We start from the raw sequence: 24,456 nt of genomic DNA, 5'->3' as shown, positions 1-24,456 counted from the left end.
GAATCCTAGACGCCGGTGGCGCTACCGAATGCGTGAGAGATCCGGCGAACCCTTCGCCGCTGATCCAAACCGCTCTTGGCATGTCGAACAGCAGTCGGAGTAGCAATGCTCAGAACTGCTCCGAGTCCCCCCAGCCAGGAGGCTGAGGACTCCCAGCGAACGGTCGCACCCCAGAGAGGCAGTCCGACAGTAGCCTCGATTGCCATCTGCCGGAATTCGCTGAGATTGCCGGTGCCGCCGCCACGCCCAAGAGCTCTCCAGACTTCGGCGAGGTGCTCATTCAGCATCTCGTTGGCGGTATCTGCTCCAGAGGCACGCTCGATCCGCTCGATCCGCTGCCAAAACGACGAAGTGAGGCCACTCGGTGATTGCGCGGCCCGAAGGACGAACAACTCAGGCAGACCGGCCGAGAGGTCATGGCGTAATTGCCGTACGCCGCTCAGCTCGGCTTGGTTCAAGGAATTGTCAACCTCGGCACTCGTCAGTAGCTCAAACCCTGCCTGAGTCTCGTTCCGCCAGGCGATCGGCCGCACCTGCTCACCATGAGCAAGACCGAAGCCTGCAATCGCCAACTCCTGAGCGATTGCCCGTCCGGCCAGTGGCCGATCGCCGTGGACCATGCCCGTCGTGAACTGCGCGCGCATCGTCCCGCCGATCGATCTTGCAACGACCTTGTTATAGAGCGTGTCCAAGAACTCACGGAGTAACTCAAGGTGCTCTCGACTGCCCAGGATCTGCTCTGCAGACCTCTGCTCTGTGTCGCCGGGCCATGCTGTGTCTCGGTGGATCCTGCTGCGTTGATCGAAGGCGCCTACGCGGCTGGGGCCGAGAGCAGTGAAGCCGTCCAGAAGCTCTGTCCAGATGCTCTGCACGGGGTCTGGACAGCCCGATACGAAGTGAGTCATCGGCGACGCCTCGTCGATCAGTTCTGCGAGGACGACGTCCAACGGTTTGCCGACGGTAGATGAGTTTCCACTGGCTCGAGGTGTGCCAGACAACTCACGGCGAACCACCGTCAGGAGATCGGCTCGCTCGTCGTCCATCCAGTCACTCGACAGCAAGGTCTCGACGGTGAGTGGTCTGCCTCCAGAGATCGAGCTGTCGACACCGTACCGATGTGGCTGTTCGAACTCCGGGAACAGGGAACTCACGAATGGCCGCTCCTCGGCACCGATGCGACCGAGCATCTGATCGATCGCCGCATCGAAGGTGTCGGCCTTGTACAAGTGCACACGAAATGGTTTGTCTTTGACCCCTGCCGATTCACGAGCACGCAGTACGTCGCCTGCAGCGCGAAGGAATCCATAGGAGTCGAATGCATACGCCTGCGGGACGACCACGGTACGGCCGAGTGCAAGCGCAAGGACGACTTCCATAAGAATCTGCAGATCTTGAGTCTCGCGTCGTTCATGGCTTCGCCACGGCGAACGAACCGAGTCCAGGCTTTCCAGGTATTGCAGTCGAGCCAATGGCATACCCACCCCCGGCCGCTATCGTCACCTGGCATCTTGGCGTGGTCAATACGTCGTAGGAGGCGTAGGCCGTCGAAGGGAAGAGGCGACCGGTCAGATGACCGGCCGCCTCTACCACAGCTATCTATTTCTTGCTTTTCTTCTAGTTTGTTCTGTTTTGTTTTGCGCCTGCCTCTGCCTTGTTGGTCAGTCGCGGTAGGCGGGGGCTGCGCCGGAGATGGCGTCGCCCATGCGGTGGACTCGGAGGGCGTTGGTGGAGCCGGGGATGCTGGGCGGGGAGCCGGCGACGATGACGACCAGGTCGCCCTTTTGGAGTTTGCCGAGTTCGAGGAGGCGCTGGTCGACCTGGCGGACCATGTCGTCGGTGTGCTGGACGGTCGGGACGATGTGGGTCTCGATGCCCCACACGACCGACAGCCAGGAGCTGACCGACGGGACCGGGGTGAAGGCCAGGACGGGGATCTCGGTGCGGTAGCGGGCCAGCCGGAGTGCGGTGTCGCCGCTTTGGGTGAAGGCGACCAGGAACTTCGCCTCCAGCGCCTCGGCGACGTCAGCGGCCGCCTTGGCGATCACGCCGCCCTTGGTCTTGGGCTCCCACTCGATCTCCTTGACCCGGCTGAGGCCGTGGTCCTCGGTGGACTCCACGATCCGGGCCATCGTCTTGACGGTCTCGATCGGGAACCGGCCGACGCTGGTCTCGCCGGACAGCATCACCGCGTCCGCGCCGTCCAGTACGGCGTTCGCGACGTCGGAGGCCTCGGCGCGGGTCGGCCGCGGCGCGGAGATCATCGACTCCAGCATCTGGGTGGCGACGATCACCGGCTTGGCGTTGATCCGGGCCTGGTCGATGATCAGCTTCTGGACCAGCGGCACCTCTTCCAGCGGGAGTTCCACGCCGAGGTCACCGCGGGCGACCATGAAGCCGTCGAAGGCGTCGATGATCTCGTCCAGGTTGGCGACGGCCTGCGGCTTCTCGATCTTGGCGATCACCGGGACCCGGTGACCTTCCTCGTCCATGATCTTGTGCACCAGCTGGATGTCGGCCGCGTCGCGGACGAAGGACAGCGCGATCATGTCGGCCGGCAGGTGGAGGGCCCAGCGCAGGTCCTCGATGTCCTTCTCCGACAGGGCCGGGACACTGACCGCGACGCCGGGCAGGTTGATGCCCTTGTGGTTCGACACCGGCCCGCCGACGGTGACCCGGCAGACCACGTCGGTCGCGGTCACCTCCTCGGCGACCAGGGCGATCCGGCCGTCGTCGATCAGCAGCTGGTCGCCGGGGTGCACGTCGCCGGGCAGCCCGTCGTACGTCGTACCGCAGATGGTCACGTCGCCGGGGACTTCCCGGGTGGTGATGGTGAAGCGCTCGCCGTAGGTCAGGGTGACCTTCCCTTCGGCGAACTCGGCCAGCCGGATCTTCGGTCCCTGCAGGTCGACCAGGATGCCGACGTTCTGGCCGGTCTCGGCCGCTGCGGTGCGGATCCGTTGGTAGATGCGCTCATGCTCGGCATGGGCGCCGTGGCTCAGGTTCAGCCGGGCGACGTCCATACCTGCTTGGACGAGTTCAAGGACACGCTCGGGGGCGGCAGTAGCCGGGCCAAGCGTACAAACGATCTTTGCGCGACGCACGTCACAAAACCCTACTCCTACAAGACCACTGGCCCGCTGGTCCACCCCCGTTACTGGACGGTCAACGTGCCGTGTCAGGCGGCAACGGGCGATAGGTCCCGACCGTGATCTCGCCGGTCAGCTCGACCGTGACGGTCTGCAGGCCGGTCGGCTGGCCCTTGACGTAGGTGATCAGCGTGACCTCCCCCGGCCGCCTCAGCGTGTACCCCAGCGCGAACGCGTACGCCGCCCCGCCCGTGGTCCCATTCGTGTACGTCGTGACCGCCCGCCCCTCGAGCACCTTGGTGTCCGGGCCGACCTGGCGATGCAGGTGCCCCGACAGCAGCAGGCTGGCGCAGCCGCGCGTCGCTGTGTCCTGGTACGACGCGGGGTCGTGCACCACCATCGTCGAGATCGGCTTGTCCTCGGGCTGGCCGCAGGCCACGTCGGCGAGCCTGACCGACTGCTCGGCGGTCGTCTCGTCGCCCGGGGTGTCCGCACTGCCGAGGCCGGTCCTGGTCGGGTCGCTGTCGCCGAGGAAGCGGATCCCTTCGACCTCCTCCGGCTTGCTGTCCAGCACAGTGAACTTGTGCTTGCGCATCTCCGACTCGATGTAGCCGCCCGCATCGTGGTTGCCGGCGACCGCGACCACCTTGTAGTCCTTGAAGTGCTGGGCCAGCGAGTTGATCGAGAACCCCTCCCAGGTCTGGCCCGAAGACGAGTCGTCCCCCGCGTCGATCAGCACCTTGGCGCCGGCGACCTTGCCGATTTCCGCCGCGATCGGATCCATCCCGATGTTGTCGTGCCGGTCCGACACGAGCAGCGCGATCGTCTCGCCCTCGGCGGCCTGGTGGATCCGGCCGCCGACCCTGGCCACCCGGTCGAGCACCTGGCCGTAGAACTGGGTGGAACGCTCGTACGTCTGGACCGCCGTCCGGATCACCCCGACGCCGCCTGTGGTGGAGAACCCGGCCGCGACCTCGACGTCCTTGAGCCGTTCGTCGAAGGACACCTCCGGCAGCAATGAGGCGAGGGGTTTCCAGCTGGTCGGCTCGATCTCGGGGGCCCGCATCCGGCCCGGGCCGAAGATCGACGCGATGGTGACGAGCATCGCGACCAGTACGACGACCGCGCGGTGCCGTACGCGGCGTTCAGAGCTGTGCAGAGCGACGAACAGTTCGCGGCGACGGCGAGGGCCGATCATGGCCCACGCGGTGGCGACGACAACCGCGACGAGCAGCCCCGAGCCCGCGCCTGCGACGGCATCGTCGACGGCCATGTCGTAGACGACCCGCCGGATCCTCGCGATCTCACCGTCCGGCTGGCTGGCGATCAGGGCGTCGCGGTTGAGCAGGTCGGTGAGGTTGTCGGCGTCGGTCTCCTGGACGTCCAGGTTGATCCCGAGCTTGCCGGGCAGGTCGGTCTTCAACCTGAGCCGCGGCAGCACCGCGCCCAGGTCGAGCGTGGCATGGCCGTCGAACGTCGGTGAGACCTCGGCAGCGTGCGCACCGATGGTGACGCGCTCGGAGTCGTTGACGAACGCCAGCAGGCCGACAGCCACGGAAACGACGGCCCAGAGCACGACCAGCCCCGCCCACGGCGCCGCTCTGCGGAGCCGGGACCTCGTCAGCAGGGGTCCGGACACGGTCTACAACCTATTGCGACGGATCAAGTCGATGCAGCTTGGCGCGCGGTGCATCTCGTACTACGGGATGCACCGCGCGCCGCCGACTCAGACCACCAACGGCCGGGCGGTCGGTGGGATGGGCGTCGGAAGCGTGGACGAACCGGTGAGGTGCTTGTCCACGCCGTTGGCACACGAACGGCCTTCGGCGATGGCCCAGACGATCAGGGACTGGCCGCGACCCGCGTCGCCGCAGGCGAAGACGCCCTCGACCGAGGTCTGGTAGTCCTTGTCCCGCTTGACGTTGCCGCGTTCGTCCAGCTCGACGCCGAGCTGGTCGAGGAAGCCCTCGCGCTCCGGGCCGAGGAAGCCCATCGCCAGCAGTACGAGCTGCGCCGGGATCGTCTTCTCCGAACCGGGCACCGGCGTGAACCTGCCGTCGACCAGCTCGACCTCGACCAGGTCCAGACCAGAAACGTTGCCGTCGGCATCGGCCACGAAGTTGTTCGTGGAGACCGCGTAGACGCGCTCGCCGCCTTCTTCGTGCGCCGAGGCGACCCGGTAGATCATCGGGTATGTCGGCCAGGGCTGCCCGGCCGGCCGCTCGTCCGAGGGGCGAGGCATGATCTCCAGCTGGGTGACCGACCGCGCGCCTTGGCGATGCGCCGTACCGAGGCAGTCCGCGCCGGTGTCGCCGCCGCCGATGATCACCACGTCCTTGCCAGCGGCAACGATCTGGTTCTCGACGGTCTCCCCCAGCGCGACCTTGTTCGCCTGCGGCAGGTACTCCATCGCCTGATGGATGCCGCCGAACTCGCGGCCCGGCACCGGCAGGTCGCGGGCCGCGGTCGCACCGGTGGCGATCACGACCGCGTCGTACCGCTGCTTCAGCTGGGTGCCGGTGACGTCCACGCCGACGTTGACGCCGGCCCGGAAGACAGTGCCCTCTTCCTTCATCTGCTGGATCCGGCGCTCGACCTGCACCTTCTCCATCTTGAACTCGGGAATGCCGAACCGCAGCAGGCCACCCGGCGCCGAGGCGCGCTCGTACACGGCCACGGTGTGCCCGGCGCGGGTCAGCTGCTGCGCAACCGCGAGGCCGGCCGGGCCGGACCCGACGACCGCGATCGTCTTGCCGGTCAGCCACTCGGGCGGCTGTGGCTTGACGTCGCCGGACTCCCAGGCCTTGTCGATGATGGCGACCTCGACGTTCTTGATCGTCACCGGCTCCTGGTTGATCCCCAGCACACAAGCCGGCTCACAAGGCGCCGGGCACAACCGCCCGGTGAACTCTGGGAAGTTGTTCGTCGCGTGCAGCCGCTCGATCGCGCCGGTCCAGTCGTCGCGCCAGACCAGGTCGTTCCACTCCGGGATCAGGTTGCCCAACGGGCAGCCGGAGTGGCAGAACGGGATACCGCAGTCCATGCAGCGGCCGGCCTGCTTGGTGATGATCGGCAGCAGCGCCTTGCCGGCGCCACCGGGGTAGACCTCTTTCCAGTCCTGGACGCGCTCGGCGACCGGCCGGCGTTCCGCGACCTCGCGCGGGGTGGTCAGAAATCCCTTCGGGTCAGCCATCAGATGGCCTCCATCATCGCTCGCGTGGTGGCGTCCTCGTCCAGCCCGTCCCGCTCGGCAGCCGCCTTGGCTGCGAGCACCCGGGCGTAGTCGCGGGGCATCACCGTGGTGAATCTGGCAGCGGCGGCGGTCCAGTCGCCGAGCAGCTTGGCCGCCCGTTCCGAACCGGTCTCCTCGTGATGACGCCGTACCAGGTCCTGCAACAGGGCGGACTCCTCAGCGGTGACCGGGAGCAGGTCGACCAGCTCCGGGTTCACCAGCGCGGGGTCCAGGTCGAGCACGTGGGCAACGCCGCCCGACATGCCCGCTGCGAAGTTCCGGCCGACCGCGCCGATCACCACGACGCGACCACCCGTCATGTACTCGCAGGCGTGGTCGCCGACCGATTCGACGACCGCGGTGGCACCGGAGTTCCGGACACAGAACCGTTGCCCTGCGCCACCATTGATGAACAGCTCGCCGGACGTCGCGCCGTACGCGATCACGTTGCCGGCGATGATCTGGTCGGCCGCGTCGAACCGCGCGTTCCGGTCCGGCCGGATCACCACCCGGCCGCCCGACAGACCCTTGCCGACGTAGTCGTTGGCGTCGCCCTCGAGGCGCAGCGTGACACCGCGCGGTACGAAGGCGGCGAACGAGTTGCCCGCCGAGCCGGTGAAGGTGAGGTCGATCGTGCCGTCCGGCAGCCCGGCGGCCCGGTACTTCTTGGTGATCTCGTGGCCGAGCATCGTGCCGACGGTCCGGTTCACGTTCCGGATCGGCAGCTGCGCCCGCACCGGCTCGCCGTTGTCGATCGCCGGCGCGCAGATCCGGATCAGCTCGTTGTCGAGGGCCTTGTCGAGCCCGTGGTCCTGCAGCACGGTCTGGTGCCGCGAGGCACCGTCCGGCAGCGAGGGCATGTGCAGGATCGGCGACAGGTCGAGCCCATCGGCCTTCCAGTGGTCGACCGCGCGCTGGATGTCCAGTACGTCGGCCTGCCCGATCGCCTCGTCCAGGGATCGGAACCCCAGCGACGCAAGGTATTCCCGGACCTCCTCGGCGATGAACTCGAAGAAGTTCACGACGAACTCGGGCTTGCCCGCGAACCGCTCACGCAGTACCGGGTTCTGCGTCGCGACGCCGACCGGGCAGGTGTCCAGGTGGCACACGCGCATCATGATGCAGCCCGAGACGACCAGCGGAGCCGTGGCGAAGCCGTACTCCTCGGCACCGAGCAGTGCCGCGATGACGACGTCGCGACCTGTCTTGAGCTGTCCGTCGGTCTGTACGACGATGCGGTCGCGCAACCCGTTGAGCAGCAGGGTCTGCTGCGTCTCGGCGAGTCCGAGCTCCCATGGACCACCCGCGTGCTTCAGCGAAGTCAGCGGAGCAGCACCGGTACCACCGTCGTGCCCCGAGATCAGTACGACGTCCGCGTGCGCCTTGCTCACGCCGGCCGCGATCGTGCCGACCCCGACCTCGGAGACCAGCTTCACGTGGATCCGCGCCGACGGGTTCGCGTTCTTCAGGTCGTGGATCAGCTGGGCGAGATCCTCGATCGAGTAGATGTCGTGGTGCGGCGGCGGCGAGATCAGCCCGACACCGGGCGTGGAGTGCCGCGTGCTGGCGACCCACGGGTACACCTTGTGACCGGGCAGCTGCCCACCCTCGCCCGGCTTCGCGCCCTGCGCCATCTTGATCTGGATGTCGTCGGAGTTCGTCAGGTACTCCGCGGTGACGCCGAAGCGGCCGGACGCGACCTGCTTGATCGAGCTCCGCCGCGCCGGGTCGTGCAGCCGGTCGGAGTCCTCGCCGCCCTCACCGGTGTTCGACTTGCCGCCGAGCTGGTTCATCGCGATCGCCAGCGTGGTGTGCGCCTCGGCGCTGATCGAGCCGTAGCTCATCGCACCGGTGCTGAACCGCTTGACGATCGCCGACACCGGCTCGACCTCGTCGATCGGGATCGGCTGCCGGTCCGACCTGAAGCCGAAGAGTCCGCGCAACGTCATCAGCCGCTCGGACTGCTCGTCCACCCGCGCCGTGTACTGCTTGAAGATGTCGTAGCGCCCGCTGCGGGTCGAGTGCTGCAACCGGAACACGGTCTCGGGGTCGAACAGGTGCGGCTCGCCCTCACGCCGCCACTGGTACTCGCCGCCGATCTCCAGGTTGCGGTGCGCGGTGACGATCCCGTCCGCCGGGTACGCGCGCAGGTGCCGCTCGTGCACCTCGCGGGCGATGACGTCCAGCCCGATGCCGCCGAGCTTGGACGCCGTACCGGTGAAGTAGGCGTCGACGAGGTCCGGGGCCAGCCCGTTCGCCTCGAAGATCTGCGCGCCCGTGTACGACGCGACGGTGGAGACGCCCATCTTCGACATCACCTTGAGGACGCCCTTGCCGAGCGACTTCACCAGGTTGCGGACCGCCTGCTCGGGCTCGATGCCCGGCAGGTAGGTGCCGCGCCGGCACAGGTCCTCGACCGACTCCAGCGCGAGGTACGGGTTGATGGCAGCGGCGCCGTAGCCCATCAGCAGCGCCACGTGGTGTACCTCGCGGACGTCACCGGCCTCGACGACCAGGCCGACCTGGGTGCGGGTCTTCTCCCTCACCAGGTGGTGATGAACCGCGGAGGTCAGCAGCAGCGACGGAATCGGCGCGTGCTCGGCGTTCGAGTGCCGGTCGGACAGCACCAGGATCCGAGCGCCGCCCTCGATCGCGGCGTCCGCCTCGGCGCAGATCTCGTCCAGCCGGGTCTTCAGGGCCGCGCCGCCACCCTCGACCTCGTAGACCCCGCGCAGCACGGTGGTCGCGAGGCCGGGCAGGTCGCCGTCCAGGTTGATGTGCCGCAGCTTGGCCAGCTCGTCGTTGGTGATCACCGGGAACGGCAGCACCACCTGACGGCAGGACGCCGGGGTCGGGTCGAGCAGGTTCGCTTCCGGCCCGAGCGACGAGGACAGCGAGGTGACGAGCTCCTCGCGGATCGCGTCCAGCGGCGGGTTGGTGACCTGAGCGAAAAGCTGTGCGAAGTAGTCGAACAGCAGTCGCGGCCGGTCACTCAGTACGGCGATCGGCGTGTCCGTCCCCATCGAGCCGATCGGCTCCGCGCCGGTCTTGGCCATCGGGGTGAGCAGGACGCGCAGCTCTTCCTCGGTGTACCCGAACACCTGCTGGCGCCGGGTGACCGAAGCGTGGCTGTGGACGACGTGCTCGCGCTCGTGCAGGTCCTCGAACCGGATCAGGCCGGCGTGCAGCCATTCGTCGTACGGGTGTTCGTCGGCGAGCGCGGACTTCACCTCGTTGTCGGTGATGATCCGGTGCGCGTCCACGTCGACCAGGAAGATCTTGCCCGGCTCGAGCCGGCCCTTCTGGACCACGGTCGCCGGGTCGATGTCGAGCACACCGGCCTCGGAGGCGAGTACGACGAGGCCGTCGTCGGTCACCCAGTACCGCGAGGGGCGCAGGCCGTTGCGGTCGAGGACCGCGCCGACCTTGGTGCCGTCGGAGAACACCACCGAGGCCGGACCGTCCCAGGGCTCCATCAACGTGGAGTGGAACTCGTAGAACGCGCGCCGCTTCGGATCCATCGTGGTGGCGTTCTCCCACGCCTCCGGGATCATCATCAGCATCGCGTGCGGCAGCGAACGGCCGCCGAGATGCAGCAGCTCCAGCACCTCGTCGAACGACGCGGAGTCCGAGGCGTCCGGCGTACAGATCGGGAAGACCTGCTCGAGATCGCCGGGGATCAGGTCGCTGGACAGCAGCGCCTCGCGGGCCCGCATCCAGTTCCGGTTGCCCTGCACGGTGTTGATCTCGCCGTTGTGGGCGATGTACCGGTACGGGTGGGCCAGCGGCCAGGACGGGAACGTGTTGGTGGAGAACCGGCTGTGCACGACACCGATCGCCGAGGCGAGGTCTGGGTCGGTCAGCTCGGGGAAGAACTTGTCCAGCTGATCGGTCGTCAGCATCCCCTTGTAGGTGATGGTGCGGCTCGACAGGCTCGGGAAGTACGTCGCCGTCTCGCGCTCGGCGCGCTTGCGGAGCCGGAACGCCATCCGCTCCAGCGCCAGACCGAGCACCCGGCCGGCCGTCGCGGTGACGAACAGCTGACGGAAGACCGGCATCACCGAACGGGCGGTGGCGCCGAGCAGGTCCGGGCTCGTCGGGACGTCGCGCCAGCCGAGAACGGTCAGGTTCTCCTCGGCGGCGAGCTCCTCGATCCGCGCGATCGCCTTGGCGGCGTCGTCGGCCTCCTGCGGGAGGAAGGCGATACCGGTCGCGTAGCTGTGCGGAACCGGCAGCTCGAAGTCGCACACCTTGCGGTAGTACGCGTCCGGCACCTGCAGCAGGATTCCGGCGCCGTCGCCGGAATCGGGTTCGGCGCCGGAGGCACCGCGATGTTCCAGGTTGCGCAGGGCGGTCAGGGCCTTCGCCACGATGTCGTGGCTCGGTTCACCGGTCAGGGTCGCGACGAAGGCGACACCACACGCGTCGTGCTCGTGGCGTCCGTCGTACAGACCCTCGCTCGGGCGATTCGAAAAGGGGGCGCGACCATACATTCAGGGGCTCCCGTCGTCCTACGGTCAACAACTGGCCGCGGGACAACATTGGCCCAAGCCGGGAGTCCCGAGACTACCTCATGACGACCGACAGGTGGACAGACATTCCACCGCCACGACGCCTTCAGCTTTCACAGTCACGCCACGTAAGCAAGCGCTCACTCGGCCGTGCATCCATGGTGACAGCAACCGCTTCCCCCGCACCAGGCACCGCCCCGGAAATTCACCAGCTTCTCAGCTGATCCCCTCGGCCTGGCAACCGCCCTACGACGCTTCGCTCGGGCCGACTGATGCCACTGCGCTCCGCAAGGTCAGCGGTATTCGGGGCGGTCTGTTCGGGTGTCGAGTTCGGCGCGTTGGCGGAGCGTGGCGAGGGTGGTGGCGAGTTGGTCGAGGGAACGGGTTGGGAGGACCGAGCCGATCCAGGTGGTGAGCTCGGACTCGAAGGTAGGAGTGGCCTCGGTGAGTACGCGTCGGCCGCCGTCGGTCAGCGTGAGGAGGGACGAGCGGCGGTCGTCGGGGTTCGCAGTACGGCGTACGCGGTCGGCCGCCTCGAGCCGGTCGACCGCCTTGCTGGTTGCCCCGACGGTGATGGCCATCTCCTGCGCGAGGTCGTAGACCCGGCAGCTCCCCTGCGCGGCGATGTACCGGAGGAACTCGAACTGGCCGAGCGGCAGGTCATGGTCTGCGCGCAGCCGGGTGTCGATCGCGTTGTACACCCGCGTCTCGAGCCGGACCAGGTCCGTGAACAGCGCCGCAAGATCCGTCACCAGAAAATCCACCTTCCCGGGAATTAGCTTCCTATGAATGTAGTTGAGAGGAAGTGGGTTCCTCGGAATCCATTCTCGCAGACAGTTCCCCCTGGAGGTTGGTATGAGTCACGAACAACGCGAAGCGATCATGGCCGCGATGCACGGCGCACCCCCGGCAGAGGACCGTACGGTCGCCGGCCAGCGGGCGTCTTTCGATCAGCTGTTCAAAGGCCGCCCGCTCGGCGACGGCGTCACATCGAGCCCCACCACGCTGGGCGGGGTGAACGCGATCGACATCAGGGTCGACGGTGCGGAGGGCGACGGCGTGATCCTCTACATCCACGGCGGTGGCTATGTGGTGGGCTCGGCGGAGACCGGCACCTCGCTGGCGGCGGCGCTCGCGCGGCGCGTCGGCACCGCGGCGATATCGGTCGACTACCGGCTGGCCCCCGAGAACCCGTTCCCAGCGGCCGTCGACGACGCGTACGCCGCTTATCGGGCTCTGCTCGACGGCGGCAAGCGCGCGAGCGACATCGTCCTCGCCGGCGACTCGGCCGGTGGTGGACTCGTGCTTGCGGTGCTGCTCTCGGCCCGCCGTGATGGGCTGCCACTTCCGTCCGGCGCGGTGCTTTTCTCGCCGTGGGCCGACCTGACGCTGGCCGGCGCGAGCATGGACAGCCGAGCCCACCTCGACCCGATCTTCGACCGTGAGCAGGTGCAGTGGTACGCCGATCAGTACCTGGCCGGCCAGAACCCGCTCGACGAACTGGTCAGTCCGGTCTTCGCGAACCTGACCGGTCTGCCGCCGCTCCTGATCCAGGTCGGGTCGTACGAGGTGCTGCTGGACGATTCCGTCCGGCTCGCAGCGCGGGCGGCGGAGAGCGAGGTCGATGTCAGCCTGGAGATCGTCGCGGGCGTGCAGCACGTCTTCCAGTACCTGGCCGGCCAACTCGACGAGGCGGACGAGGCTCTCGACCGCGCCGGCCAGTTCCTGACCAGGCAACTCGCCGCCGACCACCCCGCCTACGAGACTTCACGCCAGGCTTCGTAGCAGGCCGGGGTCAGCCGATGCCGGGGCCTACCAGGGTGCCTACGGCGTAGGTGAGGGCTGCGGCGGCGCCGCCGAGGAGGAGTTGGCGGAGGCCGGAGTACCACCAGGAGCGGGTGGTGACGCGGCTGACGACGGCACCGCAGATGAACAGGGCGGTGAGCGACAGGATTAGCGACGGGATCACGTCGCCCGCGCCGAGCAGGTACGGCAGGAGCGGGATGAGGGCGCCGACGGCGAAGCAGACGAACGATGACGACGCGGCCACGACCGGGGACGGAAGGTCGTTGGGGTCGAGGCCGAGTTCCTCGCGGACGTGTTCTTCGAGCGCCTGGTCCGGGTTGGCGTGGAACTGTTTGGCGACCTGGTCGGCCAGCTCTGGGTCGAGACCCTTCTGCTGGTACGTCGCCGACAGTTCGCGCTCCTCGTCGCCGGGGTGGCGCTGGATCTCGCGGCGCTCGACCTCGATCTCGGCGCGGGCGAGTTCACGCTGGGAGGCGACCGAGGTGTACTCCCCCGCCGCCATCGAGAACGCGCCCGCCGCGAGCCCGGCCAGGCCGGCCAGGATGATGAACTTCGAACCCGACTCGGTACCGCCGTCCATCCCGGCGATCAGCGCGAAGTTCGACACCAGCCCGTCCATCGCCCCGAACACCGCCGGCCGCAACCACCCACCGGTCACATCCCGATGCGTGTGGTCCCCGGAATGTTCCGCAGAAACCTGAGCGTCGGTCACGATCCCCCGTCAACCTTCGACGACCCCTCCTCCGGGGACGAGGACGAGGAGGAAGACGAGGGCGCAGGTGTAGCTTCGGTCGGCGGCTCGGAAGTCACCTTCGCGTCGACCTTCGCCTTGTCGTCCTCGTCCGAAGATTCAGCAGAACCAGCTGGGACGTCGTCATCGGAGATCTCGGACTCGCCCACGATGACGACGTCCTCGTCACCCGGGACGGGCTCGGAGCCGTCCGGGGCGGGAACCGGGGTGGCGACGTCTTCCTGGCCGGGGTTGGTGCGGGTGGTGATGATCAGGTAGGCGACCGCCAGGACGAACAGGATGAGGGCTGTCCACACATTCAGGCGGAGGCCGGCGAAGTGGTTGACGGTGTCGATGCGGAGGTTTTCGATCCAGGCGCGACCCGCGGTGTAGCCGGCGACGTACAGGGCGAAGGCGCGGCCGTGGCCGAGTTTGTAGCGCTTGTCGACGAGGATCACCAGTGCGACGACGCCGAGGTTCCAGATCGCTTCGTACAGGAAGGTCGGGTGGAAGGTGGCGAAGTCGACGTATCCTTCCGGCCGGTGCGCGACGTCGATCTTGAGACCCCACCAGTGCGTCGTCGGCTTGCCGAAGAGCTCCTGGTTGAAGTAGTTGCCGAACCGGCCGACCACCTGGGCGAGCGCGACCCCCGGCGCCATCACGTCCGCGACGGCCAGGAACGGCACCTTGTGCCGGCGGCAGGCGATCCACGCACCGAGTGCGCCGAAGGCGACGGCGCCCCAGATGCCGAGCCCGCCGTGCCAGATCTTCAGCGCGTCGATCGGGTGCTTGCCCTCGCCGAAGTACAGCTCGTTGTCGGTGATCACGTGGTAGATCCGCGCCCCGACCAGCCCGAACGGCACCGCCCACATGATGATGTCGGCGAGCACCTCGGGCGAGCCGCCCCGGGCCACCCAGCGCTTCCGGCCGAGCCAGTAACCGGCGAAGATGCCGATCAGGATGCAGATCGCGTACGCGCGCAACGGCAACGGACCGAGGTGCCAGACACCCTGGCTGGGACTGGGGATGAATGCCGGCACGACCACGGCGGGAAGCTGACTAGACATGGCAAAGATGCACGCTACTCGACCGCCCTCACCGCGACCACCGACGGCCGGTCACGATGAAGACTCGACTGCGGCCTTGATGCCGTCCGGCGTCATCTTGCCGGGGTCCACCTGCTTGCCATTGACGAACGCCGTCGGCGTACCAGTGACCTTGCGGTCGGTCGAGGCGTTCGAGATCGAGTCGAGCCAGCCGGCGTAGCTGTTGCCGTTCACCGCGGCCTGGTACTTCGCGTCGTTGATCCCCAGTTGCGTGCCGAGCTGCATCAACTGGTCGGTGGTCCAGGCCTTGGAGAAGTCGCCGTAGACCGCGTCGACGAAGCTGAGCGCCTTGCCGTTCGCGGCCGAGGCGGCGAAGGCGTTGGCCAGTCGCGGCGAGTCCTCCGGGCTGACGAACGCCAGCGGCCAGTACGTGATGGTCGCCGTCCCGTCCTCGACCAGCTTGTCCAGCGTCGCACCGGTCGCGGTCTCGAACTCCTCGCAGTGCGGGCAGCGGAAGTCGAGGTACAGGTCGATGTTCGACTTGGCGCCGGTCTTGCCGATGGTGATGCCCTTGCCGTCGGTACCGGGACCGGTGATCACGGCGGGCTCGGGCCGGCCGTTCGCCGTCACCTCGACTTTGGAGTGCTTGCGCCAGTAGTCGACACCGACCGCGGCGACGATGGCGAGCACCAGGACGACGACCACGACGATGCCGGGCGAGATCCGCCGGCGCCTCTCCTGCAACAACGGGTTACTCACGGCGCGACGACTCCTGTAGACGGTTCGAGTGCGAACTTGCTCTGCGGCGTGAACCACAGCCACCCCGCGAGCGCCAGCAGTCCGACGTCCCGCAGGATCTCCTGCAGGTACTTCGTCTGGCCGGGTGCGACCTGACCGCCGCCGCCGAAGCAGCCGCAGTCGATCGCGAGGCCGCGAGCCCAGGCCGACGACACCGCGGCGATGAAGACCACCATGAAGACACCGGCGGCGAACGCGGCCCAGCGGACCCCGAAACCGACGATCAGCAACAGTCCGATCGCGATCTCCAGGAACGGGAGGATCAGCCCGACCGGAGCGTCCAGCGAGGCCGGCAGCAACTCGTAGGCGCGAACGGCCTGGGTCGCCGTCTCCGGATCGGGCACCTTGAGTGCGCCGGCCACCACCATCACGCCGCCCAGGACCAGCCGGGCGACCAGGGACAGCCAAACCTTCACTGGTTGTCCGCGACGAGCTTGCCGAAGTCGTGCGACAGGTCACCGATCGACGCGTTGGACAACCACAGCACGTTGGCCTTGTCGTCCGCGCCGAAGCCGATCACCTGCGCGCCGTGGCCGACCTCGTACCCACCCGAGGGAAGCTTCTGCATCCCTTCGACCGGTACGCCGACCGCTTTCGCGATGTCCTTGATCTGCGGCAGCGTCCCGGTCAGCCCGGTGAACGACGGGTCGAAGCGGTCCAGGTACTTGCGGATCACCGGCCCGGTGTCACGCGCCGGATCGGTGGTGATGAACAGCAACTGGACCTGCTTGCGGGTCGGCTCATCGAGCTTGGTCAGCGCGGACGCCACGTCGGCCATCACGGTCGGGCAGACGTCCGGGCAGTTCGTGTAGCCGAAGAACACCAGCGTGACCGGCTTCTTCGTCGAGGTGACCAGGTTGAACTCGTTGCCGTCGGTGTCGGTCAGCGACTTGGCCGGCAACGCGTACGGCCGGTCCAAGGTTGCCCCACGCAACCCGTTCGGATCACCGGCCGGCGTACGGATGATCGCTCCGCCGGGGTTGTCCGCCGTCTGTTTCTGACCGCCACTGCAGCCCACCAGGGCAAGCAGAGCCACCGCGGCGAAGAAAAGGGCCGCGTTCCGGTTTCGACTCACGCTCGCTCTAACGGTTGGCGAAGGTGCGGGGTTCCCGGCGGACGCCTTCGGCCAGGCTTTCGGTCAGTTCCCGTACGCCGGCCGCGCCGCCCGCGTCGAGCGCCTTCACGAAGGCGGAGCCGACGATCACCGCATCGGCGTACGCCGCGACGCCCGCCGCCTGGTCGCCGTTGGACACCCCGAGACCGACCCCGACCGGGATCCCGGTCGCTGCCTTGGTCCGGGCGACCAGCGGTGCGGCGAGGTCGGACGCCTGGTCCCGCGCGCCGGTGACACCCATCACAGCCGTGGCGTAGACGAAGCCGCGGCAGTTCGCCGTGGTCAGGGCGATCCGGTCGTCGGTCGAGGACGGCGAGACCAGGAACACCTTGTCCAGTTCGTTCTTGTCGGCCGCCGCGATCCATTCGGCGCCCTCCTCGGGGATCAGGTCGGGCGTGATCAGGCCCGCTCCCCCGGCGGCCGCGAGATCGGCCGCAAACCGGTCCACGCCGTACCGCTCGATCGGGTTCCAGTACGTCATCACGAGCACCGGCACCTCGGAGTACGAGGCGACCTGCTCGACCGTGCTGAGTACGTCGCGCGTCCGCAGTCCTTGAGCGAGCGCGATCTCGGCGGCGCGCTGGATCGTCACGCCGTCCATCACCGGGTCGCTGTAGGGCAGGCCGATCTCGATCACGTCGGCGCCGCCGTCGACCAGCGCCTTGATCGCGTCGACCCCGCCGGCGATGGTCGGGTAGCCGGCCGGCAGGTACGCGACCAGCCCGGCCCGGCCTTCGTCGTTGGCCTTCCGGATCGCCGCCCCTGCGTTGCCGATGGCAACCAACTCGCTCATTTGCTGCCCTCTGCGTCGATCAGGCCGAACCAGGTGCCGGCGGTGTCCATGTCCTTGTCGCCGCGGCCGGACAGGCAGACCAGCAGGGTTGCCTCCGGGCCGAGCTCCTTGGCGATCTCCAGCGTGCCGGCGATCGCGTGCGCCGACTCGATCGCCGGGATGATCCCTTCGGTCCGGGCCAGCAACCGGAACGCCTCCATCGCGTCCGCGTCCGACACCGGCCGGTACGCCGCGCGCCCGGTCTCCGCGAGCCACGAGTGCTCCGGTCCGACCCCCGGGTAGTCCAGGCCCGCCGAGATCGAGTGCGACTCGATCGTCTGTCCGTCCTCGTCCTGCAACAGGTAGGACCGGGCGCCGTGCAGTACGCCGATCTGGCCGGCCGTGATCGTCGCAGCGTGCCGGCCCGTCTCGTAGCCGTCACCGCCGGCCTCGATACCGAACAGCTTCACGTCGACATCGGGGACGAACGCTGCGAACAGGCCGATCGCGTTCGAACCGCCGCCGACACAGGCGATCGCCGCGTCGGGCAGGCGGCCGAGGAGCTCCAGCGACTGGGCGCGCGCCTCGTCGCCGATGCCGCGGACGAAGTCGCGGACCATCGCCGGGAACGGGTGGCCGCCGGCCGCCGTACCGAGCAGGTAGTGGGTGTTGTCGACGCTGGCGACCCAGTCGCGCAGGGCCTCGTTGATGGCGTCCTTCAGCGTCCGGCTGCCGGTCTTGACCGGGATGACCTCGGCGCCGAGCAGCTTCATCCGAGCGACGTTGAGGGCCTGCCGCTCGGTGTCGACCTCGCCCATGTAGACGACGCACTCGAGATCCAGGTACGCGCAGGCCGTGGCCGTCGCGACGCCGTGCTGGCCGGCGCCGGTCTCGGCGATCACGCGGGTCTTGCCCATCCGCTTGGTGAGCAGGGCCTGGCCGAGCACGTTGCGGATCTTGTGTGCGCCGGTGTGGTTCAGGTCCTCGCGCTTGAGCAGGATCCGGGCCCCGGCCACCTCGGACAGCCGGGTCGCGTCGTAGAGCAGGCTCGGCGTACCGGCGTACTCGCGGAGCATCTGCTCGAAGGTGTCGGTGAAGGCCTTGTCCGCCATCGCCTCCTGCCAGGCCTTCGTGAGCTCGTCCAGCGGCGCGATCAGCGCCTCCGGCATGAACCTGCCGCCGAAGCGGCCGAAGTGCCCGAGTTGGTCAGGAAGCACAGCAGTCATGGTCAATCGCCTTCCAGTGCACGGTTTCCGCCACCGGAGCGGAGGAAACCACGTCTCAAAGCTCCCTCGCTTTCCTTCCCTTTCTCATCGAACCAAGGAAGGGAAGGAAAGCGGAGGAGACGTCTAGTGACGCTGCTGGATGGCGGGGTGCGATCCCGCAGCGACGAGATCGGCGACCGAGGCGCGCGGATCGCGGCCGGTCACCAGGGTTTCACCGACGAGGACGACATCGGCCCCGGCGCGCGCGAACTCGATTACATCATGCGGCCCGCGGACACCGGACTCCGCCACCCGGACCAGGTTGGTCGGGATCGACGGCGCGACCCGGGCGAAGGTGTCCCGGTCGACCTCGAGCGTCTTCAGGTTGCGGTTGTTGACGCCGATCAGCTGAGCTCCCGCGTCCACCGAACGCAGGGTCTCCTCGGTGTCGTGCACCTCGACCAACGGGGTCAGGCCGATCGACGTGGCCCGCTCGATCAGCGAGACCAGGGCCTCCTGCTCCAGCGCCGCGGCGATCAGCAGCACCATGTCGGCGCCGGCCGCGCGCGCCTCCCAGAGCTGATAGGAGGAGACGATGAAGTCCTTGCGCAGTACCGGTACGTCGACCCGGCCGCGAACCGCGCGGAGGTCTTCGAGGCTGCCGCCGAACCGGCGCTGCTCGGTCAGCACGCTGATCGCGGCGGCACCGCCCTCGGCGTACTCGTAGGCCAGCGCGGCCGGATCGGCGATGTCGGCCAGCGCGCCCTTGGACGGGCTGGACCGCTTCACCTCCGCGATGATCGCGATCCCGTCGCCACGGAACACCGGCATCGGGTCCTTGGCGTCGGGTTTGCGCTGCGCTTCCAGCTTCAGGTCGTCCAGGCTGACCCGCGCCTGGCGCTCCGCGAGGTCCTCCCGGACCCCGGCGAGAATGTCGTCAAGCACAGTCATGTCGTGGTCCGTCCGTCAGTGGTGGTCGCTGGACTTGGCACCGAAGCCGAGCAGCTGCATCACCTTGCCGACCAGACCACCGGCCACGGCGATCGCGGCGGAGATCCAGAACAGCACCCAGTTCGGGCCCATCACCATCGCGATGGCACCGAGGGTGAAGCCGACGAGCACGATCACCACAGCGGTCCAGGCCGCCGGAGTACTGCCGTGCAGGCCGCCTGCGTGAGCTTCTTCGCTCTCGTAAGTCGCTGCTTGATCCGCGGTCGTATTGTCCACCATTGGCGCCACTCCTCGTTGTCGTCCCGTCCTATTGTGGCGGTACCCCGCCGAACTCAGATCGTCGGGTCCTCACCCGCGTCGATCGCCTTCCACTGATCGGCCGGTGTCGCGGCCGGATCACGCTCGTAGCGCGCGGTCGGCCGCCGCCAACTGTGTGCCGTCAGTACTGCGATCACGCCGGCCGCGAACAGCACCACACCGCCCGCGAGGGCGAGCCAAGGAGCCGGTCCGGTGCTCAGTACGACGTGGTCGGTCACCGCCTGGCTGAGCTCGGGCCGCAGCCTGCTCAACTCGCCTGCGTTGGGCCGCACCTGCAGGGCAACGCCGATCGCCGCGGCGCCCATGAAGACCAGCAGGCCAGAGATCACCCGGCGCAACGCCGTACCGGCGAGCTTCGTGATGATCACGGCCACCACAGCCGCAAGGGCCAGCGTCACCGGGGCGTGCGAAACCGTGTAGCCGCTGAAGTTCACCTTCGGGCGGCCACTGCCGGGGTCGGCCTTCGACCAGGTGAGGTAGCCCGAGAGTGCCAGCAATACAAGGGCTACCAGGGTCAGCAGGTCGACCAGTCGTTGTGGACGCATCAGATCTCGGCGAACGTTCCGGCGACGGCGATGGCGTTCAGTACCGCGGCTGCCTTGGTTCGGCACTCGGCGTCTTCCGAGGCCGGGTCGGAGTCGGCCACGATGCCCGCTCCGGCCTGGACGTAGGCGGTGGTGCCGCGAAGCACCGCCGTACGGATGGCGATCGCGGTATCGGCGTCACCGGCGAAGTCGAGGTAACCGACGACCCCGCCGTACACACCGCGCCGGGTGACTTCGAGCTTGTCGATGATCTCCATCGCGCGCGGCTTCGGCGCACCCGACAGCGTGCCGGCCGGGAAGGCGGCGGTGAGTGCGTCGAACGCGGTCTTCCCCGCGGCCAGCCGGCCCGTCACGGTCGACTCCAGGTGCATCACGTGGCTATAGCGACGGACGTCCATGAAGTCGATCACCTCGACGCTGCCCGGGACACAGACCTTGCCGACGTCGTTGCGGCCGAGGTCGACCAGCATCAGATGCTCGGCGCGCTCCTTGGCGTCCGCCTTGAGCTCTTCCTCGAGCGCGTGGTCCTCCTCCGGCGTCGCGCCGCGCGGCCGGGTGCCGGCGATCGGGTGCAGGATCACCTTGTTGTCGGTGACCTTCACCAGCGCCTCCGGGCTGGAGCCGACGATGTCGAAGCCGTCCAGGCGGACCAGGTACATGTACGGGCTCGGGTTGGACCTGCGCAGCACCCGGTAGATGTCGAGCGCGCTCGCCTTGGTCTGCAGTTCGAACCGCTGCGAGACGACGATCTGGAACGCCTCGCCTGCCCGGATCTCCTCCTTGGCGGTCTCGACGGCCTCCCTGTACTCCGCGCTCGACCGCTGCCGATGCGGATCCGGTTGCGCCTGCCGATCGGCCTGTACGACGTACGACGGGGTCGGCCGGGCGAGGTCGCGCTCCATCGCGTCGAGGCGGCGGACGGCATCGGCGTACGACTCGTCGACGCGCTCGTCGGAGTCGTCCCAGTTGACCGCGTTCGCGATCAGCCAGATCTCGCCGGTCTCGTGGTCGAGCGCGGCCAGGTCGGTCGCGAACAGGAACGTCAGCTCGGGCAGGCCGAGGTCGTCGGTCGTTGTGTCGGGCAACCGCTCGAGCCGGCGGACCGCGTCGTACCCGAGGAAGCCGACCATGCCGCCGGTCAACGGAGGCAGGCCGGGCAGCCGGGGCGTGTGCAGGATCTCCAGGGTCTCGCGGAGCGCCTTGAGCGGGTCACCGGTCTGCGGCAGGCCGACCGGCGGGTTGCCGGTCCAAACGGCCTCGCCGTCGCGCTCGGTCAGGGTCGCGGCCGACCGGACACCGATGAACGAGTACCGCGACCAGACGCCGCCGTTCTCCGCGGACTCCAGCAGGAAGGTGCCCTCGCGCTCGGCGGCGAGCTTGCCGTAGACACCGATCGGCGTCTCGGCATCGGCCAGCAGGCGCCGGGTCACCGGGATCACCCGGCGATCCTTCGCGTACTCCCGGAAGGTCTCCAGCTCGGGGGTGCTGACGCTCATGCGGTGACCTCGATCTCGCCGTGTTCGAAGCAGCTGCGGGTGCCGGTGTGACAGGCCGGGCCGTCGGAGTCGACCAGGACCAGCAGGGTGTCGGCGTCGCAGTCGACCAGGATCTGCTTGACCTGCTGACGGTGGCCGCTCGTCTCGCCCTTCACCCAGTACTCCTGGCGGCTGCGCGACCAGAACGTGCTCCAGCCGGTCTTCGCAGTACGGCGGACCGCTTCGGCGTCCATCCAGCCGACCATCAGCACCTCGCGGGTGTCGTGCTGCTGCACCACGGCGGGGATGAGTCCGGCCGAGTCGAACCGCAGATCCTCGATGCTCACCAAGCTGTCCTTTCGGTCTTCGACCGCGCTGTCCTTCCGCCCTTATTCTCGCCGATCCCGCCGACACTCCTGACCACGCGGGGGTGGTCCGGACGGACGGGGTCCTGACAGGATGGCCGGATGACGACGAGTGTTGCCCGGGTACAGGGTCTGTTGCAGGACAATCCGCTGATCGACGGGCACAACGATCTGCCGATCGCGTTCTACGAACTGTGCGAGTACGACCTGGACGCGCACGACCTGAGCGTCGGCGTACCGGCGTTGAACACCGATCTCCCCCGGCTGCGGGTCGGCCAGGTCGGCGCGCAGTTCTGGTCGTTGTGGGTGCCCGACGACGAGCACGCCGTCAAGCGGACGCTGGAGCAGATCGACTTCGTCCAGAAGATGGTCGCCCGGTTCCCCGACGCGCTCGCGCTGACCGATACCGCGGACGAGGTCGAGGCTGCGTTCAAGGACCGCAAGGTCGCCTCCCTGATGGGGATGGAGGGCGGCCACTCGATCGACAACTCACTGCCCGTACTGCGGGTGATGCGCGCGCTGGGCGTCCGGTACATGACGCTCACCCACAACAACAACGTGCCGTGGGCCGACTCGGCCACGGACGAACCGGTGCTGGGCGGTCTGAACGACTTCGGCGAGGACGTCGTCCGCGAGATGAACCGGATCGGAATGCTCGTCGACCTCTCGCACGTCTCGGCGGACACCATGCGCGACGCGCTCCGGGTCACCAGCGCGCCGGTGATCTTCAGCCACTCGTCGGCCCGCGCGGTCTGCGACGTACCGCGGAACGTGCCCGACGACGTGCTGCAGACCCTGGCGGCGAACGACGGCGTCTGCATGGTCACCTTCGTCCCGTACTTCGTCTCCCAGCCCTTCGTCGACTGGGTCGCCGAGGCTCGCGAGGCCACCGGTGGTCTGGACCTCGACCCGCTCCGCCCGGCCGACCAGCGCAAACTGGCCGAGGCGTACGACAAGCCGAAGCCGCAGGCCACCCTGGAGGACGTGGTGGCGCACGTCGAACACGTCCGGGAGGTGGCCGGCGTGGACCACATCGGTCTCGGCGGCGACTACGACGGCTGCCCCGAGTTCCCGACCGGCCTGCCCGACGTCGCGTCGTACCCGTCCCTGTTCTACGCCCTTGCCGACCGTGGCTGGAGCGACGAGGACTTGGTGAAACTTGCCGGCGGCAACATCCTGCGCGTCCTGCGGGACGCCGACGAGGCCGCCGGGTAGTCAGCTGTCGCGGACCTGGTCGCGGGTTTCGGGGAGGGCCTCGAAGCCCGCGGCGCGGTAGGTGGCCACGGCGCCGACGTTGAAGCTCGGGGTGCAGACGACCGCGCTCGAGGAGCCGAGCTCGCGGAGCATGGCGGCTGCGGCGAGGGTGATCGCCTGGCCGTACCCGTTGCCGCGGTGGTCCCGGTCAACGCCCATCGGCTCCAGCAACCCGGGCCGGCCCGGACCGGCCGACCAGACGGTGACCGCGGCGACCGGCTCGCCGTGGGCATCCCTGCCGACGAGGCAGCGCGCATCGGCGTACGGCGCACCGGCCGCCATCGCGTGCCAGCGCTCGTCGGTGAACGTCGACCCGTCGAACGAGGCGCGCTGCACCGCCGTACGGACCGGCGCGTTCTCCGGCCCGATCACCTCGATCGCCAGACCGCACTCCTCGACCGGCGCCGCGAGATCGCGCCGCAGCGGTGTCCACGGTTCGTCGGCGATCCACCCGTCCTTCGCCAGCAGGTCCTTCACCCGGGCGCCGGTCGGCGACTCGACGTACACCCGCCCCTCGATCAGTACGCCGCGGTCCGGGTCGACCAGGTCCTCGACGAGTTGCTGAGCCAGTTCGTCGTCCTCCAGCGCGTCGGGCGCGATCGCCAGGCGGAGCAGATCAGGCTCGTCCAGCAACCCGATCGCGACCATGCCCCCGTCCCGCTGCCAGACCCGCGTCGCCGCCGCGGTCCGCTCCGCACCGAACCGCCAGAACCAGCCGAGATCCCCCGGATGCAACTGCACCTCCGACGCCCCTGCCTGCCACTCCGCCAGCGTCGCCGCAACTCCCGCCAGCCCATCCACCGACGGCGTCCCCAACCAAATCGTCATACCCCCCATCCCACACCACCCCCACCTCCCCCCGCACCCGGGTTTCGCGGCGGGGATGTTTGGGGGTTGGGGGAAGGGGCACGGGGCTGACTCAGTGAAAACGAGGCTAGGAGTTGTTGTGCTTACCCTGACTGAGAACGCCACTCTGGTGATCAAGAGCATCACGGGGGTGGAAGGTGCTCCGGAAGGTGCCGGGGTCCGGATCTCGCAGGAGAATCCGGCCGAGCCCTCGCTGGCTGTGACCACCACCGACGCGCCGCAGCCTGGGGACCAGGTGGTCGAGAACAGCGGAGCACGGGTGTTCCTGGAAGAGAACGCCGCCGGGGCGCTGGACGACAAGATCCTCGACGCGGCGGTGGACGACAAGGGCGGGGTCGAGTTCCTGCTGGTACCCCAGCCCTCCTGAGCGAATCAACACAC

22 protein-coding genes are annotated in these 24,456 nt (G+C 68.3%); 3 read left to right on the top strand and 19 right to left on the bottom strand.

What is annotated here, in order from left to right:
- Nucleotides 1-5 precede the first annotated feature (5 nt).
- The 6 genes from DIZ26_RS13145 to DIZ26_RS13120 form a co-directional block, all read right to left on the bottom strand.
- Nucleotides 6-1,481, bottom strand: coding sequence for a hypothetical protein (locus tag DIZ26_RS13145; RefSeq protein ID WP_157979696.1), 1,476 nt, complete (start codon nt 1,479-1,481; stop codon nt 6-8).
- 177 nt (nt 1,482-1,658) lie between these two features.
- Nucleotides 1,659-3,101 carry a pyruvate kinase gene (gene pyk, locus DIZ26_RS13140; protein ID WP_112240843.1) on the bottom strand — a complete coding sequence of 481 codons (1,443 nt, stop codon included), beginning with the start codon at nt 3,099-3,101 and terminating at the stop codon, nt 1,659-1,661.
- A gap of 61 nt (nt 3,102-3,162) precedes the next feature.
- Nucleotides 3,163-4,725 carry a metallophosphoesterase family protein gene (locus tag DIZ26_RS13135; protein WP_232828304.1) on the bottom strand — a complete coding sequence of 521 codons (1,563 nt, stop codon included), beginning with the start codon at nt 4,723-4,725 and terminating at the stop codon, nt 3,163-3,165.
- 87 nt (nt 4,726-4,812) lie between these two features.
- Nucleotides 4,813-6,279 carry a glutamate synthase subunit beta gene (locus DIZ26_RS13130; RefSeq protein WP_112240841.1) on the bottom strand — a complete coding sequence of 489 codons (1,467 nt, stop codon included), beginning with the start codon at nt 6,277-6,279 and terminating at the stop codon, nt 4,813-4,815.
- Nucleotides 6,279-10,811: a glutamate synthase large subunit gene (gltB, locus tag DIZ26_RS13125; protein ID WP_198676063.1), complete on the bottom strand. Its 4,533-nt coding sequence runs from the start codon at nt 10,809-10,811 to the stop codon at nt 6,279-6,281. Before gltB ends, DIZ26_RS13130 begins: the two co-directional genes overlap by 1 nt.
- 311 nt (nt 10,812-11,122) lie before the next feature.
- Nucleotides 11,123-11,581 (bottom strand): MarR family winged helix-turn-helix transcriptional regulator, encoded by a 459-nt coding sequence (locus DIZ26_RS13120; RefSeq protein WP_112240839.1) that lies wholly within the window; start codon nt 11,579-11,581, stop codon nt 11,123-11,125.
- Between the two features lie 103 nt (nt 11,582-11,684).
- Here DIZ26_RS13120 and DIZ26_RS13115 point away from each other — a divergent pair, with 103 nt between their 5' ends.
- Nucleotides 11,685-12,614, top strand: coding sequence for an alpha/beta hydrolase (locus DIZ26_RS13115; protein ID WP_112240837.1), 930 nt, complete (start codon nt 11,685-11,687; stop codon nt 12,612-12,614).
- A 10-nt stretch (nt 12,615-12,624) separates the two neighbouring features.
- Here DIZ26_RS13115 and DIZ26_RS13110 read toward each other — a convergent pair whose 3' ends face one another.
- The 12 genes from DIZ26_RS13110 to hisI all read right to left on the bottom strand — a co-directional run bounded on the left by DIZ26_RS13110 (nt 12,625) and on the right by hisI (nt 21,936).
- Nucleotides 12,625-13,347, bottom strand: coding sequence for a VIT1/CCC1 transporter family protein (locus DIZ26_RS13110; protein ID WP_232828303.1), 723 nt, complete (start codon nt 13,345-13,347; stop codon nt 12,625-12,627).
- On the bottom strand, nt 13,344-14,432 hold the full coding sequence (lgt, locus tag DIZ26_RS13105) for a prolipoprotein diacylglyceryl transferase (RefSeq protein ID WP_112240835.1): 1,089 nt from the start codon (nt 14,430-14,432) through the stop codon (nt 13,344-13,346). The genes DIZ26_RS13110 and lgt overlap by 4 nt, the downstream gene beginning before the upstream one ends.
- A 51-nt stretch (nt 14,433-14,483) precedes the next feature.
- Nucleotides 14,484-15,170 carry a DsbA family protein gene (locus DIZ26_RS13100; protein ID WP_232828302.1) on the bottom strand — a complete coding sequence of 229 codons (687 nt, stop codon included), beginning with the start codon at nt 15,168-15,170 and terminating at the stop codon, nt 14,484-14,486.
- Complete coding sequence (locus DIZ26_RS13095) at nt 15,167-15,625, bottom strand: MauE/DoxX family redox-associated membrane protein (protein WP_232828301.1); 459 nt, start codon at nt 15,623-15,625, stop codon at nt 15,167-15,169. Before DIZ26_RS13095 ends, DIZ26_RS13100 begins: the two co-directional genes overlap by 4 nt.
- Nucleotides 15,622-16,284 (bottom strand): SCO family protein, encoded by a 663-nt coding sequence (locus tag DIZ26_RS13090; RefSeq protein ID WP_112240831.1) that lies wholly within the window; start codon nt 16,282-16,284, stop codon nt 15,622-15,624. The genes DIZ26_RS13095 and DIZ26_RS13090 overlap by 4 nt, the downstream gene beginning before the upstream one ends.
- A gap of 7 nt (nt 16,285-16,291) precedes the next feature.
- Complete coding sequence (gene trpA / locus DIZ26_RS13085) at nt 16,292-17,116, bottom strand: tryptophan synthase subunit alpha (protein ID WP_112240829.1); 825 nt, start codon at nt 17,114-17,116, stop codon at nt 16,292-16,294.
- On the bottom strand, nt 17,113-18,321 hold the full coding sequence (trpB, locus tag DIZ26_RS13080; protein WP_112240826.1) for a tryptophan synthase subunit beta: 1,209 nt from the start codon (nt 18,319-18,321) through the stop codon (nt 17,113-17,115). The genes trpA and trpB overlap by 4 nt, the downstream gene beginning before the upstream one ends.
- A 123-nt stretch (nt 18,322-18,444) precedes the next feature.
- The gene (gene trpC, locus DIZ26_RS13075; protein WP_112240824.1) at nt 18,445-19,251 is read right to left on the bottom strand and encodes an indole-3-glycerol phosphate synthase TrpC; all 807 of its coding nucleotides are present in this window, start codon (nt 19,249-19,251) and stop codon (nt 18,445-18,447) included.
- Between the two features lie 15 nt (nt 19,252-19,266).
- Nucleotides 19,267-19,530: an HGxxPAAW family protein gene (locus DIZ26_RS13070; protein ID WP_232828300.1), complete on the bottom strand. Its 264-nt coding sequence runs from the start codon at nt 19,528-19,530 to the stop codon at nt 19,267-19,269.
- A 53-nt stretch (nt 19,531-19,583) separates the two neighbouring features.
- Nucleotides 19,584-20,114, bottom strand: a complete 531-nt coding sequence (locus tag DIZ26_RS13065) for a Trp biosynthesis-associated membrane protein (protein WP_112240822.1) — start codon at nt 20,112-20,114, stop codon at nt 19,584-19,586.
- Nucleotides 20,114-21,610 carry an anthranilate synthase component I gene (locus DIZ26_RS13060; RefSeq protein WP_112240820.1) on the bottom strand — a complete coding sequence of 499 codons (1,497 nt, stop codon included), beginning with the start codon at nt 21,608-21,610 and terminating at the stop codon, nt 20,114-20,116. The genes DIZ26_RS13065 and DIZ26_RS13060 overlap by 1 nt, the downstream gene beginning before the upstream one ends.
- Nucleotides 21,607-21,936, bottom strand: a complete 330-nt coding sequence (gene hisI / locus DIZ26_RS13055) for a phosphoribosyl-AMP cyclohydrolase (RefSeq protein ID WP_112240818.1) — start codon at nt 21,934-21,936, stop codon at nt 21,607-21,609. The genes DIZ26_RS13060 and hisI overlap by 4 nt, the downstream gene beginning before the upstream one ends.
- Before the next feature lie 120 nt (nt 21,937-22,056).
- On the opposite strand from hisI, the gene DIZ26_RS13050 reads away from it, so the two are divergent.
- Nucleotides 22,057-23,169 (top strand): dipeptidase, encoded by a 1,113-nt coding sequence (locus DIZ26_RS13050; RefSeq protein ID WP_112240816.1) that lies wholly within the window; start codon nt 22,057-22,059, stop codon nt 23,167-23,169.
- Here DIZ26_RS13050 and DIZ26_RS13045 read toward each other — a convergent pair whose 3' ends face one another.
- Nucleotides 23,170-24,036, bottom strand: coding sequence for a GNAT family N-acetyltransferase (locus DIZ26_RS13045; RefSeq protein WP_112240814.1), 867 nt, complete (start codon nt 24,034-24,036; stop codon nt 23,170-23,172).
- A 118-nt stretch (nt 24,037-24,154) separates the two neighbouring features.
- Between DIZ26_RS13045 and DIZ26_RS13040 the strand changes: the two genes are divergently transcribed.
- Nucleotides 24,155-24,442 carry a Fe-S cluster assembly protein HesB gene (locus DIZ26_RS13040; protein ID WP_112240812.1) on the top strand — a complete coding sequence of 96 codons (288 nt, stop codon included), beginning with the start codon at nt 24,155-24,157 and terminating at the stop codon, nt 24,440-24,442.
- Nucleotides 24,443-24,456 lie beyond the last annotated feature (14 nt).

Source organism: Kribbella monticola (assembly GCF_003261635.1).
GTDB classification, from domain to species: Bacteria; Actinomycetota; Actinomycetes; order Propionibacteriales; family Kribbellaceae; genus Kribbella; species Kribbella monticola.
This window is presented reverse-complemented; position numbering and strand designations above follow the sequence as displayed.